The following is a 16,809-nucleotide window of genomic DNA, read 5'->3' on the forward strand; positions in this document are numbered from 1 at the left end:
TGAAAGGTGCAGATGGAACTTGAACTCGACGGCCAGGCCATCCGGTCCGAGGCTGACTTTCACGCGGCGATCATGGCGGCGCTGCCATTTCCGCATTACTACGGCAGGAATCTGGACGCGCTGTGGGACGTGCTCTCGACCGGCGTGGAACGGCCGGTGCGTATGCTCTGGCGCCATTCGGCCTTTTCACGCGAGGCCATGGGTGAGCGTTTCGATACCATCGTGTCCATCCTGCGCGATGTGGAGCGGCAGGATGTGGAGTTGAACTTTTCCGGACGGTTTTCGCTGGTGCTGGGCTGAACGACACGTTACCGGCAGCCTTCGCCGGGCGCTGCCGGTCCATCATGATCCGTCCGTGGCGGGGCGCTAGGCGGCGCGTTGCGGCATCGCGCGCAGCGAGGCGGCGATGGCTTCGCGCAGCGGCTTGGCGCGCAGCTGGGCGTCGTAGGGGCAGGGGCGCTGCGGCAGCTTGTCCTTGCGCGGCGCCTCGTCCCAGGTCTGCAGCCAGCTGACGTTGTCCGATAGGCCCCACAGCAGGAAGTCCTTCAGCTGAGGGTAGGACAGCGTGATGTCGAGGTAATCCTTGGCCAGCGCCGCCACGCCGGCGTCGCGCATCGCGAAGTCGGCCGGCAGCATGCGGTCGTTGACGTCGAACTCGGTGATCAGCAGGTCGTAGCCCATGCCGGTGACTTCGTCGAGGAAGGCGCGCCAGTCGCGTTCCGGATTGGTTTTCTGCTTGACGTCGTCCCACGAACCGATGTGGCTCTGGATGCCCAGCGCCTGCACGGGCGTGCCGCGCTTCTTCAGTTCCGCCAGCATCTTCAATACGCCGGCGCGGTGTTTCGCGCTGCCGGCATCTTCGCGCATGTAGTCGTTGTAGACCAGTTGCGCATGCGGCGCCTGTTCGCGCGCCACGCGGAAGGCGAAGTCGATCTGCTCGATCGCGCCCATCCGCTGCGTGAACGCGTTGGCGCGCATCTCGCCGGTTTCCGGCTCGACCGCCTCGTTGACCACGTCCCAGCTGTAGATGCCGGTACCGTAGTGCTTGCAGACGGTGGTGATGTGCTCGCGCAGCAGGCGCTCGGCTTCGGCGCTCCCTTGGCCGAAGTCGTGCTTGTTGACCCAGGCCGGCAGCCATTTCGCCGGCTGCCACACCAGCGTATGGCCGCGCACCTGCATGCCTTCCTTGCGGGCCCACGCGAACATCTCGTCGGCCGGGCCGAAGTTGTGCCGGCCGCGCTGCGGTTCGAGCGCCGGCCACTTGGTTTCGTTTTCCGCCACGATGACGCCGCATTCGCGCGCCATCAGCGCGCGGTGCGCCGGGTCCTTGAAGTACTTGTAGCCGAGCGCGTTACCGAAGCGCAGGCCCTTGGCGGCGGCGATCGCCTTCAGCGGCTCGGGCGCGGCGGCGAACAGCGGGGGCAGGGTGGTGGCGCAGGCGGTGCCGGCCAGCAGGCGCAGCATGTCGCGGCGGGTGGTGGTCATCTTGTCTCCTGTGCGGCGCGGTGGCCGTCATTATTGATATGGCTTATTTAGGTAGCCTAATGCCAAAGGTTACGCTAACATCGATAACAGTGCAAACGGTTGCGCTACCAAAAAACAACGGAGACAAGATGCGAATTCTGAACCGGAGTGCCGGCGGGGGCCCGCGCGGCGGGCGAATCAACGGGCGGGCCCTCGGTGGCGCGCTGGCGGTGGTGGTCGGGCTGGCGTTGTCCTTGACCGTGCTGGCTCCCGCGCAGGCGGTCGAAGAAGATGGTTACGAACTGTGGTTGCGGTACCGTCCGGTGCCGCAGGCCGCCCAGCTGCAACAGCAGGCGCGCACGATCAGCCATGCCGGCAAAGCCTCCCCTACCGTGCAGGCGGCCATCGATGAACTGCGCCGCGGGCTGCAGGGCATGGCCGGCAAGGCGCCGGCCTCGGGCACCTCGGCCGCCGACGGCGCCATCGTGCTGGCGAAGGCGGGCGCGCTGCCGCAGGGGTTCAAGGCCGATGGGCTGGCGGAACTGGGCCCCGAAGGCTACCTGCTGAAAAGCGCCAGCGTGAACGGCAAGCGCGTGACGGTGATCGCCGCCAACGAGGACATCGGCCTGCTGTATGGCGCCTTCGGCCTGTTGCGCGCGCTCGGCACCGGCAAGACCCTGGCCGCGCTGGACGAGCGCGCCGCGCCGAAGCTGCAGCTGCGCGTGCTGAACCACTGGGACAATCTCGACCGCACGGTGGAGCGCGGCTATTCCGGCCAGTCGATCTGGAACTGGTGGGAGCTGCCCGACATCCGCGAGCGGCAGTACGTGGATTACGCGCGCGCCAATGCGTCGCTGGGCATCAATGGCACGGTGCTGAACAACGTCAACTCCAAGGCCGAGATCCTGACCGCGCCGTGGATCGCCAAGGTGGCCGCGCTGGCCGACGTGCTGCGGCCGTACGGCATCAAGGTCTACCTGTCGGCGCGCTGGTCCACGCCGCTGGAACTGAAGGAAACGAAGACGGCCGATCCGCTGGCGCCCGAGGTGGCGGCATGGTGGCGCGCCAAGGCGGACGAGATCTACCGCGCCATCCCCGATTTCGGCGGCTTCCTGGTCAAGGCCAATTCGGAAGGGCAGCCGGGCCCGCAGGATTACCACCGCAGCCATGCCGATGGCGCCAACATGCTGGCCGCCGCGCTGGCGCCGCACAAGGGCATCGTGATGTGGCGCGCGTTCGTGTACGCGGCCGAGAAGCCGGACGACCGCGCCAAGCAGGCCTACGACGAGTTCAAGCCGCTGGACGGCAAGTTCGCGCCGAACGTGATGGTGCAGGTGAAGAACGGCGCGATCGACTTCCAGCCGCGCGAGCCGTTCCACCCGCTGTTCGGCGCCATGCCGAAGACGCCGCTGATGATGGAATTCCAGATCACCAAGGAATACCTGGGCTTCGCGATGCACATGGCTTACCTCGGCCCGCTGTTCGAGGAAGTGCTGAAGGCGGACACGATGCAGCGCCCGGACGGCTTCACGGTGGCGCAGGTGCTGGAAGACGCCGATCACGGCAGGCGCCCGACCGGCATGGCCGGCGTGGCCAATATCGGCAGCTCGCGCACCTGGAGTGGTTCGCACTTCGACCAGGCCAACTGGTATGCGTACGGGCGCTTTGCCTGGGACCCACAGGGCGACTCGCGTGCCTTCGCGCGGGAATGGGCGATGCAGACGTTCAGCCGCGAGCCGCAAGCCGTCACGCAGATCGTCGACATGATGATGCGCTCGCGCGAAGCCGTGGTCGACTACATGACGCCGCTCGGCCTGCACCACCTGATGGACACCGGCCACCACCACGGGCCGGGGCCATGGGTCGACAACCTGGGCCGCCCGGACTGGAACCCGACCTATTACCACAAGGCCGACAAGCAGGGCATCGGCTTCGACCGCACGGCCAGCGGCTCGAATGCGCTGGCGCAGTACGCGCCGGGCGTGGCGAAGCGCTGGGCCGACCCGCGCAGCACGCCGGAAGAGCTGCTGCTGTGGTTCCACCACCTGCCATGGAATTACGCGATGCCGTCCGGCCGCACGCTGTGGACCGAACTGGTGGCGCGCTACGATCGCGGGGTCACGGAGGCGGAAGGCTTGCGCGCGCGCTGGGAGAAGCTGAAACCGCTGGTGGACCAGCGCCGCTACGGTGAAGTGGCGCAGCGCCTCGACACGCAGGTGAAGGAAGCGCGCTGGTGGCGTGACGCGTCGGTGGCGTACTTCCAGTCGGTCTCCGGGCTGCCGCTGCCGCCGGGCGTGCGCAAGCCGGAGCGCACGCTGGAGCAGTACAAGGCCATCAAGTTTCCGTACGCGGCGGGGCACCATTGAGACGGTCGGGGCCGATGGGTGCGCTAACATCGGTCCCGCCGCGGGATGTTAGAATGATCAATTCGGGACAGCTGCGCCGCGCGTGGAAAAACCATGGCATGCGCGTATGTTAGAGTCCGCAAAATAATTATTCGATAAGACCAGTCCGATGACGAAAATACAGGCGAAAGCGTACGGCGCGCCGGGGGAAAAGGCGCCGCAGGCGTCGGGGCGCGGCGACCGGCCGGGCGTGCCGACGATGTCCGATGTCGCCAAGCTGGCCGGCGTCTCGCCGATGACCGTGTCGCGCGTGATGAACGGCGACCCGAACGTTCGCCCGGCCACGCGGCGCAAGGTGGACGAGGCCGTGGCGGCGCTGAACTATGTGCCGAACCAGGCCGCGCGGCGCCTCGCCGGCGCGCGCGCGATCCGCATCGGCTTCCTGTATTCGAACCCGTCGGCCGGCTACCTGAGCGAATTCCTGGTCGGCCTGCTGAACCAGGCCAGCATCCACAACGTGCAGCTGGTCGTCGAGAACTGCGAAGACGGGCATACGTGGGAAGCGCATTCGCGCCGGCTGATCGAGAATGGCGTCGACGGCATCATCCTGCCGCCGCCGCTGTGCGATACCCCGGAACTGATCGAGCTGATCGCGCTGGCCGACATGCCGGCGGCCACGGTCGCCTGCGGCCAGCCCGACCCGCGCGTGGGCGCCGTGTCGATCGACGACTACCAGGCCGCCTACGACATGACGAGCCACCTGATCTCGCTGGGCCACCACCGCATCGGGTTCGTCATCGGCCACCCGAACCAGACCGCCTCGGCGCGCCGCCTGGAGGGCTACAAGGCCGCCATCGCGGACAAGGGCGGCGACGCGTCGCCCGAACTGGTGGCCCAGGGCATGTTCACGTACCGCTCCGGGCTCGACGCGGCGGAAATCCTGCTGGGCCTGGAACACCGGCCCACCGCCGTGTTTGCCAGCAACGACGACATGGCCGCGGCCACCGTCGCCATCGCCCACCGGCTGGGCCTGGACGTGCCGGGCGACCTCACCGTGGCCGGCTTCGACGATACCGCGCTGGCCACCACCATCTGGCCCGAGCTGACCACCGTGCGCCAGCCCATCGCGCAGATGGCGGAAATGGCCGTGCAATTCCTGGTACGCCAGATCCGCGCCCAGCGCGACGGCGCCGTGCAGGCGCCGGAACACATCGTGATGGATTTCTCGCTGATCCGGCGGCAATCCGACGCCGCCCCGCGGCGGCGGCCCAAGCTGGCCGGCAAGACTGTCGAGGCCTGACTGGGCCGTGGACAGGGACGTGAAAAATGGGGACGTACCCCATTTTCACGGCAATATTTCCTGGAAAATAGGGTCCGTCCCCATTTTTGAAGCAATCTTTCCTTGAAAACAGGGTCCGTCCCCATTTGTTAGGGAAGGGCGGCGCTGCGGCGTCGGAACGTCGGCGAGCCCGCCGAACGCGCCGCAGCGAGGGAAGGTCAGATGTTGTCCAGGTTTTCCAGCTGGCGGGCAAACAGCCGTTCCTGCAGCCGCAGCTCTTCCGCCGTCAGGCCTTCATAGGCGCGGGTGGTGCGCCCCCAGACTTCCGGCATCACCTGTTCGATCAGGCTGCGGCCCTGGTCGGTGAGCGAGATCATCACGCAGCGGCGGTCGCCGGGCCGGTTGCCCCGCGTGATCAGGCCCTGTGCTTCCAGGTCGTTGCATACGCGGGTGAGGTTGGCGGGCTTTTCCATGCAGGCCTCGCCCAGGGTGGATGCCGTCGACGTCTCGTTTTCCGAGCCGTACAGCACGGCCAGCACCATGTAGCTGGCGTCGACCAGGTCGTATTTGCGCAGCACCGCGTTCGACAGGTCCTTCATGCGCTTCTGCACGTGGTACGTCATGCGGAGCAGGCGCATCAGGTCTTCCGGGAAAGCGGGGATGCGTTCCCGGATGGTCTTCAAGCGCTTGTTCGTTGCGTCAAAACTGCTCATCGGCGCACTCCTGTGCAATAGGTCGGTCAATACATGGATTGTACTAGTGGTTGCACAAAGGTAAATTGTTTTTAGCTGCCCGGCGCTCGCCGCTAGCGCTATCTGCCGCGGCTGCTCCGGCCGGAGAGCGGACCCCAACCGTTCGCGGTCGCACGCGGCAACCGCCCCCGTGCACCCGGCAAACGGCTGTGCTGAAGGGCGTCGCTTGCATCCAGGATGCCGGTCCGTCGCGCGCCGGACAGCGCGTGTGGCGAGCTGGACCATGGGCAAGCCTGACCCTCATGGCGTTCCTGCGGGGCTGAAGAGTGTATCTTTGCTACAACATTTTCGGTTCGGACAAGGCGGGCAACCGTGCGGCAGGGCAAGCAACCGGTGATGCGCTCAGCCGGCACCGCCCGCTTCGGCGGTCCGTGTGCCGGATGAAGCCTGGCGGGCAGGCCCAGGTACCGGAAAGCGGGGACAGGCGGCCGACCGCACGCCAGCGAGAGCGGCCGGCTTCAGGCGATTACTGCGCGTAGTGCTTGCGGGTCTGGGCGACGTCCATGTCGGCTTCGCTTTCGATCAGCGTGCCGTTCTTGCGGGCGGCGATCACTTGCGCCTGCACTTCGGCGCGGGTCAGCCCGTGGCGCTGCGGCGCCTGTTGCGTGACAGCGGCGCTGGCAGCGGTCGCGGTGCTCGCCGTGGCCGCTGCCGTCGCGGCTTCGGTGTTTTCCGCGCCGATGGCGGCACCGGTGGTTGCGAGGGCGAGGGCGGCGATGAGGTAGTAAGCGGTTTTCATGATGATTCCTCCAGTGAATACACGTATTATATATATGAATTGTACATTAGTGAAATAATGCGTCGTGATGGAGGTAATTCACGGCGGCAATGACATCCTGGCTGGGCCTGGTCGGGAACGGCGCAGCCCGAGCACCGGGGCGAGCAGCCGAACAGGTGGCAACATCGTTCAACGTTGCGCCAAACCCGGGCAAACACCTCGGGTGCGACGCCGTTCGGTACGGGCTGTTACAGTCCTGGCAATGCCGCATGCCGGCGATGCAATCACAGGAGGCACTATGTCAGGTACCAGCACACTCGATCCCGATAACTTTCCGTCCGCGCCCGACCGCGTGCTTGGCCGCGGCCATGGCACCGGCGCGCTGGGCCCCAGCGACACGTCCGATTCGGGCAGCGATATCCAGGGCGGCTCCGGGCTTGCCCAGCAAATCGAGGAAAACAACCTCGATGGCGGCACCAACGAGGATCTCGATGAAAACACGGCGGGTGGCACGGCCGGCCCGGATGTCGGCGATGCCGACCTGGACAGCGATACGGACGCCGGTGGCACTGGCGAGCGGGCAACCGTGGGGCGCGACACGACGGCGCCCGATGGCGCCGATATCAATGTCGACCATATCGAATCGGTACCGCTGACCGGCGAACGGGACGTGGACGATATCGAAAGAGGCGCCTGAAGCGGCGCAGCGAAAGAGGCGCCTGAAGCGGCGCAGTGAACGAGGCGCCTGAACGGCGCAGCAGGCCTGGCACGCGGCACCACGCGGACCGGAAACACAACGGGGCCGCCAGACCCCGTTGTTACATCACACTCCATCATGTCCCATCACATCGCCCGGAGCGCTACGCCGCGGCAGCCGTCTTCACCACTGGTTCCGTGAATTCAAAGCGCTTGATTTCGCCCACCAGGAACAGGTAGCACAGCACCGTCACCAGGGCATTGGCGCCGACGAACACGAGCGCGCCGTAGAACGAACCGGTGGCCTGCAGGATGATGCCGATGACGATCGGCGTCGTGATGCCGGCGGTGTTGCCGAACATATTGAACAGCGATCCGCTCATGCCGCCAGCCTGGCTTGGCGACGTATCGCCAACGACGGCCCAGCCCAGCGCGCCGATGCCCTTGCCGAAGAACGCCAGCGCCATCACGGCAACCACCACCCAGTCCTGCTCGACGAAATTGCACAGTACCATCGTGGTGGCGAGTAGCATGCCGCCGATGATCGGCGTCTTGCGCGCCACCGACGTGCTGTAGCCGCGTTTGATCATCCGGTCCGAGATCACGCCCCCGAGCACGCCGCCGAGGAAACCGGCGATCGCCGGCAGCGCGGCGACGAAGCCCGCCTTCAGGATCGTCATGTGGCGTTCCTTGACCAGGTAGATCGGAAACCACGTCAGGAAGAAATAGGTCAGCGTGTTGATGCAGTACTGGCCGATATAGATTCCCAGCAGCATGCGCGAGGACAGCAATTGCTTCAGGCATGACCAGGTATCGATCTGCGGCCGCGCGGCGGCCGGCACGCCGGTCGTTTCCAGGTCGACCAGCGCGCCGCCCCGTTCGATGTGCAGCAGCTCCGCCGCGTTGGCGCTGGGATGCTGGCGCGGACCATGCACGAACTTCAGCCATGCCAGCGACATCGCGATACCCAGCCCGCCCATCACGAAGAACACGCTTTCCCAGCCCAGCGAGTGAACCAGCCAGCCCATGATCGGCGCGAACAGCACGGTGGCGAAGTATTGGGCCGAGTTGAAGATGGCGGCGGCCGTGCCCCGTTCGGCGGTCGGGAACCACGAAGTCGTCAGACGACTGTTGCCTGGAAAGGAGGGTGCCTCGGCTGCGCCGACGATCAGGCGGAGCGTGAACAGCATGGCGACGGCGGCGCCGCCGCTGAAGAAACCGACCCATCCCTGGAGCAGCGTGAACAGGGACCACAGGAAGATGGAAAAGAAATAGACGATCTTGGTGCCGAAGCGGTCCAGCAGCCAGCCGCCGGGCAACTGGCATAGTACGTAGGACCAGGAGAAGGCCGAGAAGATCAGGCCCATCTGGACGGGCGTCAGCCCCAGTTGCCGGCTCAGCTCGGGGCCGGCGATCGAGATCGTGGCGCGGTCGGCGTAGTTGATCGTGGTGACAATGAACAGGATTGCGAGAATGGTCCAGCGTACGCGGGTGGCCTGGATGGCCGGCAGGTGTTTACCCATGGTGTCTCCGGTGAACTGTGGCTTTGGTCGTCAGTCGTCATACAACATGAGTGAGTATAACGACCACATTCGAGCCGGAGCAAGCCATTTGTTAATGAAATTTACCGAGCCCGCCGATGGCATTCGCCGGCCGGGCCGGCCATGAAGTAAAAGGGCCGGCCTGGAATGTCCAGGCCGGCCCCCAGTGCGCCCTGCGCGGGGATCGTGATCAGCCGGTATTGCGCTGGCCGGCGTCACCGGCCGGCCGGGTCAGCATCCATGCAGCAACCAGCGCGCCGCCGCCCAGCAGCGCCAGTTTCAGGGGCGAGCGGGTGACGGGGCGATAGCTCGTTTCGCCCGTGGTCTGGATGCCGAGCCGCTGCTGCAGTTCCTGTTCCGGGTCGGGCGAGTGCAGGGCATCGTTGCGGAACCAGCGCGACGGCTTGCTGGTGCGCTGCTGGTTCCACATCGCCGTCTCGCCCAGCTTGTCGAACAGGCGCGGCAGCGTGAAGCCGCCCACCGCGTTGGCTTTTGCCGCATTGCCGACGAACACGTCGCGCTTCGGATGCTGGGCCGCGTCGAGGATCGCCTCGGCCACCATTTCCGGCGGGTAGACGGGGGCCGGCAGCGTCGGTTCCACGCTCATGTAGTTCTTGGCGTGCACCGGGAACATGGTGTCGATCGCCGCCGGCTTGACCAGCGTGACGGAGATCGGCAGCCTGTCGTGCTCCAGTTCCATGCGCAGCGCATCCGTATAGCCTTTCACGGCGTGCTTCGATGCCGCGTACATGCCCTGCAGTGGCACCGCCACTTCCGACAGTTCGCTGCCCAGGTTGATCAGCGCGCCGCCATCCTTCTTCAGGTGCTTGACCGCTTCCAGCGAGCCGTTGACCACGCCCCAGAAATTGGTCTGGAACAGGCGGTGGTTGTCTTCTTCGCTGACTTCCTCGGCGCGGCCGAAGATCGACACGCCGGCATTGTTGATCCACGTGTCGATGCGGCCGAAGCGCTTGAGCGCGGCCTGCGCCAGCGCATGCACCTCGTCCTTCCTGCCCACATCGGTGGGCACGGCCAGCGCTTCCGCGCCGCGCTGGCGCAGTTGCTGCTCGAGTTGTTCCAGGGCTTCCTCGCCCCGTGCCGCCAGCACCACCTTGGCGCCACGTGCGGCGGCCATCCGGGCCCTGGGCAGGCCGATGCCGCTGGTGGCGCCGGTGATGACGATGACCTGGTCCGACAGTCGTTTCAAACGCATGTTGTGCTCCTTTGCAGATTTGTACGATACCAATTGTTCCCGCGATATCGTACCCGGCGGCACCCTGCATGGAGCACACCATTCCGGCAGTCAAGACTTCGCCCGGCGGCGCCTGCCCGGCAGCCGCCACTGTGCCAGGAACGGTGTTCGACAATCAGCCGGCGCTGCCGGACGAGCCGGCCCACAGGTTGATGCCGCCTTCCTGGGCCAGCGCATCGATGGCGCGCAGCTCGTCGTCGCTGAAGGCGAGTTGGTCCAGCGCAGCGATGTTCTCGCGGATCTGCGCGCTGTTCGAGGCGCCGATCAGCGTGGAGGTGATGCGCGGGTCGCGCAATACCCACGCCAGCGCCATCTGCGCCAGCGACTGGCCGCGTGCCCGCGCGAGGTCGTTCAGGCCCCGCACCCGCCGCAGGTTGTCCTCGGACAGGTGCGCCGCCTGCAGCGAGCCGCCGCCGGGGCGGTTGATGCGCGCGTCCTGGGGAATGCCGTCCAGGTACTTGTCGGTGAGGATGCCCTGCGCCAGCGCGGTGAAGGTGATGCAGCCGATGCCCTGTTTCCCCAGCGTGTCGAGCAGCCCTTCGCTTTCGATCCACCGGTTCAGCATGTTGTACGACGGCTGGTGGATCAGGCACGGCACGTTCCACTGCGCCAGCAGGCGCTGCGCTTCCACGGTCTTTTCCGCCGAATAGGAGGAAATGCCCACGTACAGCGCCTTGCCCTGCTGGACCGCATGCGCCAGCGCGCCCATGGTTTCCTCGAGCGGCGTGTCGGGGTCGAAGCGGTGCGAATAAAAGATGTCCACGTAGTCCAGGCCCATGCGCCGCAGGCTCTGGTCCAGGCTGGCAAGCACGTACTTGCGCGAGCCGCCGCCCTGGCCGTACGGGCCCGGCCACATGTCCCAGCCCGCCTTGGTCGAGATGATCAGTTCATCGCGGTAAGGCTGGAAATCGTCGCGGAAGATGCGGCCGAAGTTGGTTTCGGCGCTGCCGTAGGGCGGGCCGTAGTTGTTGGCCAGGTCGAAGTGCGTGATGCCGTGGTCGAACGCGGTGCGCAGCATGTCGCGCTGGGTGGCCGCGCTCGTGGTGTCGCCGAAGTTGTGCCACAGGCCCAGTGACAGCACCGGCAGTTTCAGGCCGCTGCGCCCGCACGTGCGGTACTGCATGGTTTCATAACGGTGGCGGGAAGCCGTGTAAGTCATGCGTGTCTCCTGCAAAGAAATGCGCTGCGCACCTTGCCGGCGAAACGACTACGGACCGGCGAGGGAAGCGCCAATGAAAACGGCCCGCGGAGGGCGGGCCGTGCCGGACTTGCCGGCCTGCTCCGTGCCAGGGCACAGGGCAGGCGAGCGTCACATTCAGGCGAAGTTCTGGTTCACGAATTCCCAGTTGACCAGGTTCCACCACGATTCCACGAATTTCGGACGTGCGTTGCGGTAGTCGATGTAGTACGCGTGTTCCCACACGTCGACCGTCAGCAGCGGCTTGTTTTCGGTGGTCAGCGGGGTGGCCGCGTTGGACGTGTTGACGATATCCACGGTGCCGTCCGTCTTCTTCACCAGCCAGGTCCAGCCGGAACCGAAGTTGCCGACGGCCGACTTGCTGAACTCTTCCTTGAACTTGTCGAACGAACCCCACTTGGCGTTGATCGCTTCGGCCACCGGGCCGGTCGGCGCGCCGCCAGCGTTCGGCGCCATGCAGTGCCAGAAGAACGTGTGGTTCCAGACCTGTGCGGAGTTGTTGAACACGCCGCCGGAGGATTTCTTGATGATTTCTTCCAGGGACAGGTTCTCGAACTCGGTGCCCTTGATCAGGTTGTTCAGGTTCGTGACATAAGCCTGGTGGTGCTTGCCGTAGTGGTATTCCAGCGTTTCAGCCGAGATGTGCGGTTGCAGGGCATCTTTCGCGTACGGCAGTGGCGGCAGGGTATGTTCCATGTGCATTTCCTTATGAGGGGACTGAAGAATCAACTTTTACAAAACGTCCATCATTGTAATGCGTTGCCCGGCAGTCTGCCGAAATCCCACGTAAATAGTGAGGCTACAGGAAAGCACATAGCGTGCACGTCACTGCCGGGGCAGCGTGGTTTCACGCACCACCAGTTCGACCGGCGGCACCCGCGTGGGCACGCGGTCGCCGCTGATCAGGCGCAGCAGCGCCGTGATCGCCGTCAGGCCGATGTCGTACAGCGGCTGGCGCACGGTGGTCAGCGGCGGCGTGGTGAAGGCCGAGCCGGGCAGGTCGTCGAAGCCCACCAGCGACACGTCTTCCGGCACGCGCACGCCCTTGCGGTAGAGCGCGAGGCGCACGCCGTAGGCGCTCTGGTCGTTGGCGGCGAACACGGCGGAAAATTCCTGGCGCGTCTCGAACAGGTGATTGATCGCGATGAGGCCGCTGTTTTCATGGAAGTTGCCTTCCACCACGAGCGCCGGGTCGACCGGGATGCCGGCCCCTTCCAGCGCCTTGCGGTAGCCGCGCAGGCGGCTCGACGCGTCGGCATGGCTGGGCGGGCCGGACACGAAGGCGATGCGGCGATGTCCCAGTTCGATCAGGTGCTGCACGCCCAGGTAGGCGCCGTGCTCGTTGTCCATCGTGAAGCCCAGCGCGTTCGGCGCATCGAGCGCGCGGCCGGTGACGACGATCGGGCGCTGCGTGGCAAAGTGCAGCAATTCTTCGTCCGGCAGGTTGCCCGACAGCAGGATGATGCCGTCCACCTTGCGCGCCAGCAGCAGCCGGATCCGGTCTGCCTCTTCCAGCGCGCTCCAGTGGCCGGTGACGATCACGGAGGCGTAGCCGGTGCCTTTCAGGCCATCGTCGACGCCATGCAGCGTTTCATCGAAGAACGGCGATGAAATGTCCTGCACGATGATGCCGATCGTGTGCGTGCGGCCTTTCTTCAAGCCCTGCGCCATCAGGTTCGGCGCGAAATTGGTGCGCGCGATCGCCTTCATTACGGCTTGCCGCTTGTCGTCGGACACGCGCGCCGTGCCGTTCAGGATGCGCGAGACGGTCGAGGGGGAGACGCCGGCCTCCCGGGCGACGTCGAGCAGGGTCGAGGGCCCGGCTGCCACAGTTGGTTTTGTCAATTGTTTTTGTTCCACTAGTATCGGACCGGGGCAAGGTTACCATACTGCCCCGGTCGCCGGCGGGGCCGCCGGCCATCGCCTTCAAGTGCGGCGGCGGGCGGCGATGCCGGCGGCAAGAAGGCCGGTGCCGAGCATCAGCCAGGCGGAGGGCTCGGGAACGGCGGATACCTCGACGGTCAACACCGTTCCGTCGAACCACCAGGATTCCGTCACCGGGTATTCATGTTCGATCGTGGCGCCGACGGGGATGTTCCATTGCTCGATGGTGTAATACTCCCACCCCGGCAGGATATAGCTGTAATACCCGTGGTACTCGACGTTACCGCCGATGACGTACTGCTGGAAACTCGCGCCGCAACTCGAATATTCGCCGGCGCACCGCGGTCCCGAAAAATTATAGGAGACGAATTCGCTGATTTCGGTATTGTCGATCGTGTTGTCGCCATTGACGTCTTCGCCACGGAAATAGCCGCCCCACGTCGCTTCGGGCACCCAGCGCGGAGCGGAGTTGAGGGAACTCTGGTACCAGCCTCCCTTGTATTCGAACTCGTAGTGCATGGGGGCTGCGCGGGCGGACAGCGCGGCACTTGCAAGAATCATAAAAGCCAGGCATTTCAATCGCATGACAATCTCCTCGCAATCGTTGATGGTCGGGAGCCGACCGGATTGTCAGCGTAGCACGCAGGGACGAATGGGCCGGACCCGATGTTTTACCAGCGCGACACTGTCACGGTGCAAGCCATGCTACTGGTCCAGGTGCGCCTGGACACCGGACACGGTGAGGTCGGCGCTGCCTTCGGCCAGCCGCACGGTCAGCTTGCGGCGCGGTTGCAGCTGGCCCGGCGAGCGCAGGATCGCTCCCCTGCTGTCGGTGATGATGGCGTAGCCGCGCTCCAGCGTGCGCTGCGGGTTCAGCAGTTCCAGCTGGGCCGCCAATGCACCCAGTCCCTCCCGGTTGCGTTGCAGGCGCGCGGCCACGTTCACCGTGCAGCGTTGCTGCAGCGCCGCCAGGTGGGCGCGCACGGCGCGGGTATCGGGGCGCTGCGCGGCCAGCCGGCCGGCCAGGCGCTCCAGCGTGTGGCGCGCCTGGTTCAGGGGCGTGCGGTTGGCATGCATCATCGCGGTGGACAACGCCAGCAGTTCCAGGCGCTGCTGGCGGATGCGCGCGGTGGGGCTGAGCAGGCGCCGGCCCTGGTGGTCGAGGGTCTGGGCGGCATCGTCCAGCAGGCGCCGCATGGCGCGGCGCAGGTCCGCCGCATCGGCGCGCAGGGAGGCCAGCCAGTCGCCGCGCGGCGTGGCGGCCAGTTCGGCGGCGGCGGTCGGCGTGGCCGCGCGCAGGTCGGCGGCGAAATCGGCGATCGTGAAATCGGTCTCGTGGCCGACCCCGGAGATCACCGGCATGGCGCATTCGGCGATCGCGTACGCCACCGCCTCGTCATTGAAGCACCACAGGTCCTCGATGCTGCCGCCGCCACGGCAGACGATCAGTACGTCGCACTCGGCACGCGCCGACGCCGTGCGGATCGCGCGGGCGATCTGCTCGGCCGCCAGCTGGCCCTGCACCAGCGTGGGATACAGCACCACGTTCACGTGCGGCGCACGGCGGCGCAGCGCGATCAGCACGTCGCGCAGCGCCGCCGCCTGCGGGCTCGTGACGATGCCGATGGTGCGCGCGAACAGGGGCGGGGCGCGCTTGCGTTCCTCGTCGAACAGGCCGGCCGCGGACAGCTTTTCCTTCAGCCGCATGAACGCCTCGAACAGTGCGCCCACGCCGGCGCGGCGGATCGCTTCCACGTTGATCTGGTAATCGCCGCGCGGCCCGTACAGCGTGACGAGGGCGCGCACCTCGACTTTGTCGCCTTCGCGCGGCACGAAGCCGGCATATTGGGCACGCCCGCGGAACATCACCGCGCGCACCTGGGCCGCATCGTCCTTCAGCGTGAAGTACCAGTGGCCGGAACTGGCGCGCGTGAAGTTGGAGATTTCCCCAGCGATCCAGGTCAGCGGGAACGAGCGCTCGAGCAGGCGTGAAACGGCCTGGTTCAGGGCGCTGACGGTGATCACGGCGGCCTGGCCGGGGGTGGAATCGGGGCGGTCGAAGGTCGGCATCGGTAAGACTGTCCACAGAGTCATCAAGCGGTCATGCTTATGTCATATCTCGCCTAAAATCGCAAGGTGTATTTCCAAGCTACTGATTTATAAAGAGAAAAACGTATGCCGCATTCGTGGGCAGCGTAAGAATATTCTTACAAATCAAGGACTTCACTGTCGCGCTCCATTCTTACACACAAAGATATCCACAGAAATTGTGGGGAACCTCGCTCCGGCGGGCATGCCCTGCTGGAAATTTCCGCAGAACAATTTAACGCTTGTAAATCAGCTACTTGGGTACGAAAGCTCATGCTTCCCCACAATTTTATCCACAGAAGCTGTGCAGAAGCGCGCCGCCCGGCACCCCTGCCGGGACCGTGCCGGGGACGGCGCGGGCCGCGGCGCAGCTTGCCTATTTTTTGTGCGCAATCGATTTTCCCTTATAAATCAATGCCATGGGGTAGTCGACGGCGCCTTGCGCACAATATTGTCCACAGATTATGTGCAGAAGGGCCGTACAGCACGCCGCAGCGGCCCGGAAGAGCCTCGAGAGCGGCTTTGCATGCTTTTTCAGCAGTCTTATTTTATCCTTATGAATCAAATGCTTGAAGAGAAGCGGAGGGCATTGCCAACAATCTTATCAACAGTTACTGTGCAGAAGCACGCCGTCCCGCATCGCCGCCCGATACCCCAGTGCAAGTTTTTTGTGCATGACCATAATATTGTGCAAGATCAATGACTTGCGGAGCGAAAGGGACCGTTGCCAACAATATTGTCCACAGAAATTGTTGAGAACGATGTCGGTCCGGCCGGGCAGCGATACTGCCTAAAAAACAGGCTTTGCGAAAATTCCATTCAGAATCAATGGCTTGCGCTGTGGATTGCACATTGCGCACAATCTTTTCCACAGAATTTGTGCAGAACACGGCGCTCGCGCACGGCGCCTGTCCACACTTGCCGTTGGCACGGCAACACGCTACATTGCGCGTCTGCGCTATCTCAAGGAGTAAGACTTGCTCGCCATCTTTCAAGCTGCCGGCTGGCCGATCTGGCTGCTGCTGATCGCCTCCATCGTGGCCACCGCGTTGATCATCGAACGGCTGATGGCGCTGCGCCGCGCCCGGATCATTCCGCCCAACCTGCTCGATGAAGTGGTGCGGGTGTATCGGAGCGGCAATATCACGCCGGAGATCACCGGCAAGCTGGAGAGCAGTTCGCCGCTGGGCGTGGTCCTGTCGGCCGCGCTGCGCAACGTCAACGCGCCGCGCGAAGTCATGAAGGAATCGATCGAAGAGGCGGGCAACGGCGTGGCCCACACGCTGGAGCGCTTCCTGACCACGCTGGGCACGATCGCCACGCTGGCACCGCTGATGGGCCTGTTCGGTACCGTGGTCGGCATGATCGAGATCTTCGGTGCGCAGAATCCGGCCGGCACCAACCCGGCGCAACTGGCGCACGGCATCTCGGTGGCGCTGTACAACACCGGTTTCGGCCTGGCCATTGCGATGCCCGCGCTGGTGGCCTACCGCCACTTCCGCGCGCTGGTGGACGGCTTCGTGATCCAGATGGAGCAGCAGGCCGTGCGCTTCGTCGACATCGTCCACAACGAGCGAAAGTAAGGACGCCGC

Annotated in this window: 15 protein-coding genes; 5 read left to right on the top strand and 10 right to left on the bottom strand. The window is 65.2% G+C overall.

Features of this window, described 5'->3' with window-relative positions; genetic code table 11:
• Window positions 1-12: 12 nt before the first annotated feature.
• Window positions 13-300, top strand: a complete 288-nt coding sequence (locus tag OU994_RS09165) for a barstar family protein (RefSeq protein WP_281610505.1) — start codon at window positions 13-15, stop codon at window positions 298-300.
• A gap of 66 nt (window positions 301-366) precedes the next feature.
• On the opposite strand, the gene OU994_RS09170 is transcribed toward OU994_RS09165, so the two are convergent.
• Window positions 367-1,485 carry an endo-1,4-beta-xylanase gene (locus tag OU994_RS09170; protein ID WP_281610506.1) on the bottom strand — a complete coding sequence of 373 codons (1,119 nt, stop codon included), beginning with the start codon at window positions 1,483-1,485 and terminating at the stop codon, window positions 367-369.
• A gap of 128 nt (window positions 1,486-1,613) precedes the next feature.
• Here OU994_RS09170 and OU994_RS09175 point away from each other — a divergent pair, with 128 nt between their 5' ends.
• On the top strand, window positions 1,614-3,830 hold the full coding sequence (locus OU994_RS09175; protein WP_281610507.1) for an alpha-glucuronidase family glycosyl hydrolase: 2,217 nt from the start codon (window positions 1,614-1,616) through the stop codon (window positions 3,828-3,830).
• 148 nt (window positions 3,831-3,978) lie between these two features.
• Window positions 3,979-5,109, top strand: coding sequence for a LacI family DNA-binding transcriptional regulator (locus tag OU994_RS09180; protein WP_131147163.1), 1,131 nt, complete (start codon window positions 3,979-3,981; stop codon window positions 5,107-5,109).
• A 197-nt stretch (window positions 5,110-5,306) separates the two neighbouring features.
• Here the strand turns inward: OU994_RS09180 and OU994_RS09185 are convergent, their stop codons facing one another.
• Both OU994_RS09185 and OU994_RS09190 read right to left on the bottom strand, forming a co-directional pair.
• Window positions 5,307-5,801, bottom strand: a complete 495-nt coding sequence (locus OU994_RS09185) for a MarR family winged helix-turn-helix transcriptional regulator (protein ID WP_281610508.1) — start codon at window positions 5,799-5,801, stop codon at window positions 5,307-5,309.
• Window positions 5,802-6,306: 505 nt separating this feature from the next.
• The gene (locus OU994_RS09190) at window positions 6,307-6,579 is read right to left on the bottom strand and encodes a DUF4148 domain-containing protein (protein ID WP_281610509.1); all 273 of its coding nucleotides are present in this window, start codon (window positions 6,577-6,579) and stop codon (window positions 6,307-6,309) included.
• A 277-nt stretch (window positions 6,580-6,856) separates the two neighbouring features.
• Here OU994_RS09190 and OU994_RS09195 point away from each other — a divergent pair, with 277 nt between their 5' ends.
• Window positions 6,857-7,255: a hypothetical protein gene (locus tag OU994_RS09195; protein WP_131147161.1), complete on the top strand. Its 399-nt coding sequence runs from the start codon at window positions 6,857-6,859 to the stop codon at window positions 7,253-7,255.
• Window positions 7,256-7,418: 163 nt separating this feature from the next.
• Here OU994_RS09195 and OU994_RS09200 read toward each other — a convergent pair whose 3' ends face one another.
• The 7 genes from OU994_RS09200 to xseA form a co-directional block, all read right to left on the bottom strand.
• Window positions 7,419-8,777, bottom strand: coding sequence for an MFS transporter (locus tag OU994_RS09200; RefSeq protein ID WP_281610510.1), 1,359 nt, complete (start codon window positions 8,775-8,777; stop codon window positions 7,419-7,421).
• Between the two features lie 208 nt (window positions 8,778-8,985).
• The gene (locus tag OU994_RS09205) at window positions 8,986-10,008 is read right to left on the bottom strand and encodes an SDR family oxidoreductase (protein ID WP_281610511.1); all 1,023 of its coding nucleotides are present in this window, start codon (window positions 10,006-10,008) and stop codon (window positions 8,986-8,988) included.
• Window positions 10,009-10,162: 154 nt separating this feature from the next.
• The gene (gene mgrA / locus OU994_RS09210) at window positions 10,163-11,206 is read right to left on the bottom strand and encodes an L-glyceraldehyde 3-phosphate reductase (protein ID WP_281610512.1); all 1,044 of its coding nucleotides are present in this window, start codon (window positions 11,204-11,206) and stop codon (window positions 10,163-10,165) included.
• Between the two features lie 156 nt (window positions 11,207-11,362).
• Window positions 11,363-11,941, bottom strand: coding sequence for a superoxide dismutase [Fe] (sodB, locus tag OU994_RS09215; RefSeq protein ID WP_131147155.1), 579 nt, complete (start codon window positions 11,939-11,941; stop codon window positions 11,363-11,365).
• Window positions 11,942-12,070: 129 nt separating this feature from the next.
• A complete protein-coding gene (locus OU994_RS09220; protein ID WP_165497754.1) occupies window positions 12,071-13,090 on the bottom strand; it encodes a LacI family DNA-binding transcriptional regulator in 1,020 nt (339 codons plus the stop codon).
• An 81-nt stretch (window positions 13,091-13,171) separates the two neighbouring features.
• Window positions 13,172-13,714, bottom strand: coding sequence for a PEP-CTERM sorting domain-containing protein (locus OU994_RS09225; protein WP_281610513.1), 543 nt, complete (start codon window positions 13,712-13,714; stop codon window positions 13,172-13,174).
• Window positions 13,715-13,834: 120 nt separating this feature from the next.
• Window positions 13,835-15,199, bottom strand: coding sequence for an exodeoxyribonuclease VII large subunit (gene xseA, locus OU994_RS09230; protein ID WP_281610514.1), 1,365 nt, complete (start codon window positions 15,197-15,199; stop codon window positions 13,835-13,837).
• 995 nt (window positions 15,200-16,194) lie between these two features.
• On the opposite strand from xseA, the gene OU994_RS09235 reads away from it, so the two are divergent.
• Window positions 16,195-16,800: a MotA/TolQ/ExbB proton channel family protein gene (locus OU994_RS09235; protein WP_281610515.1), complete on the top strand. Its 606-nt coding sequence runs from the start codon at window positions 16,195-16,197 to the stop codon at window positions 16,798-16,800.
• The last annotated feature ends 9 nt before the right edge of the window (window positions 16,801-16,809 follow it).

It is taken from the genome of Pseudoduganella sp. SL102 (genome assembly GCF_027856995.1).
Taxonomy (GTDB): Bacteria; Pseudomonadota; Gammaproteobacteria; order Burkholderiales; family Burkholderiaceae_D; genus Rugamonas; species Rugamonas albidiflava.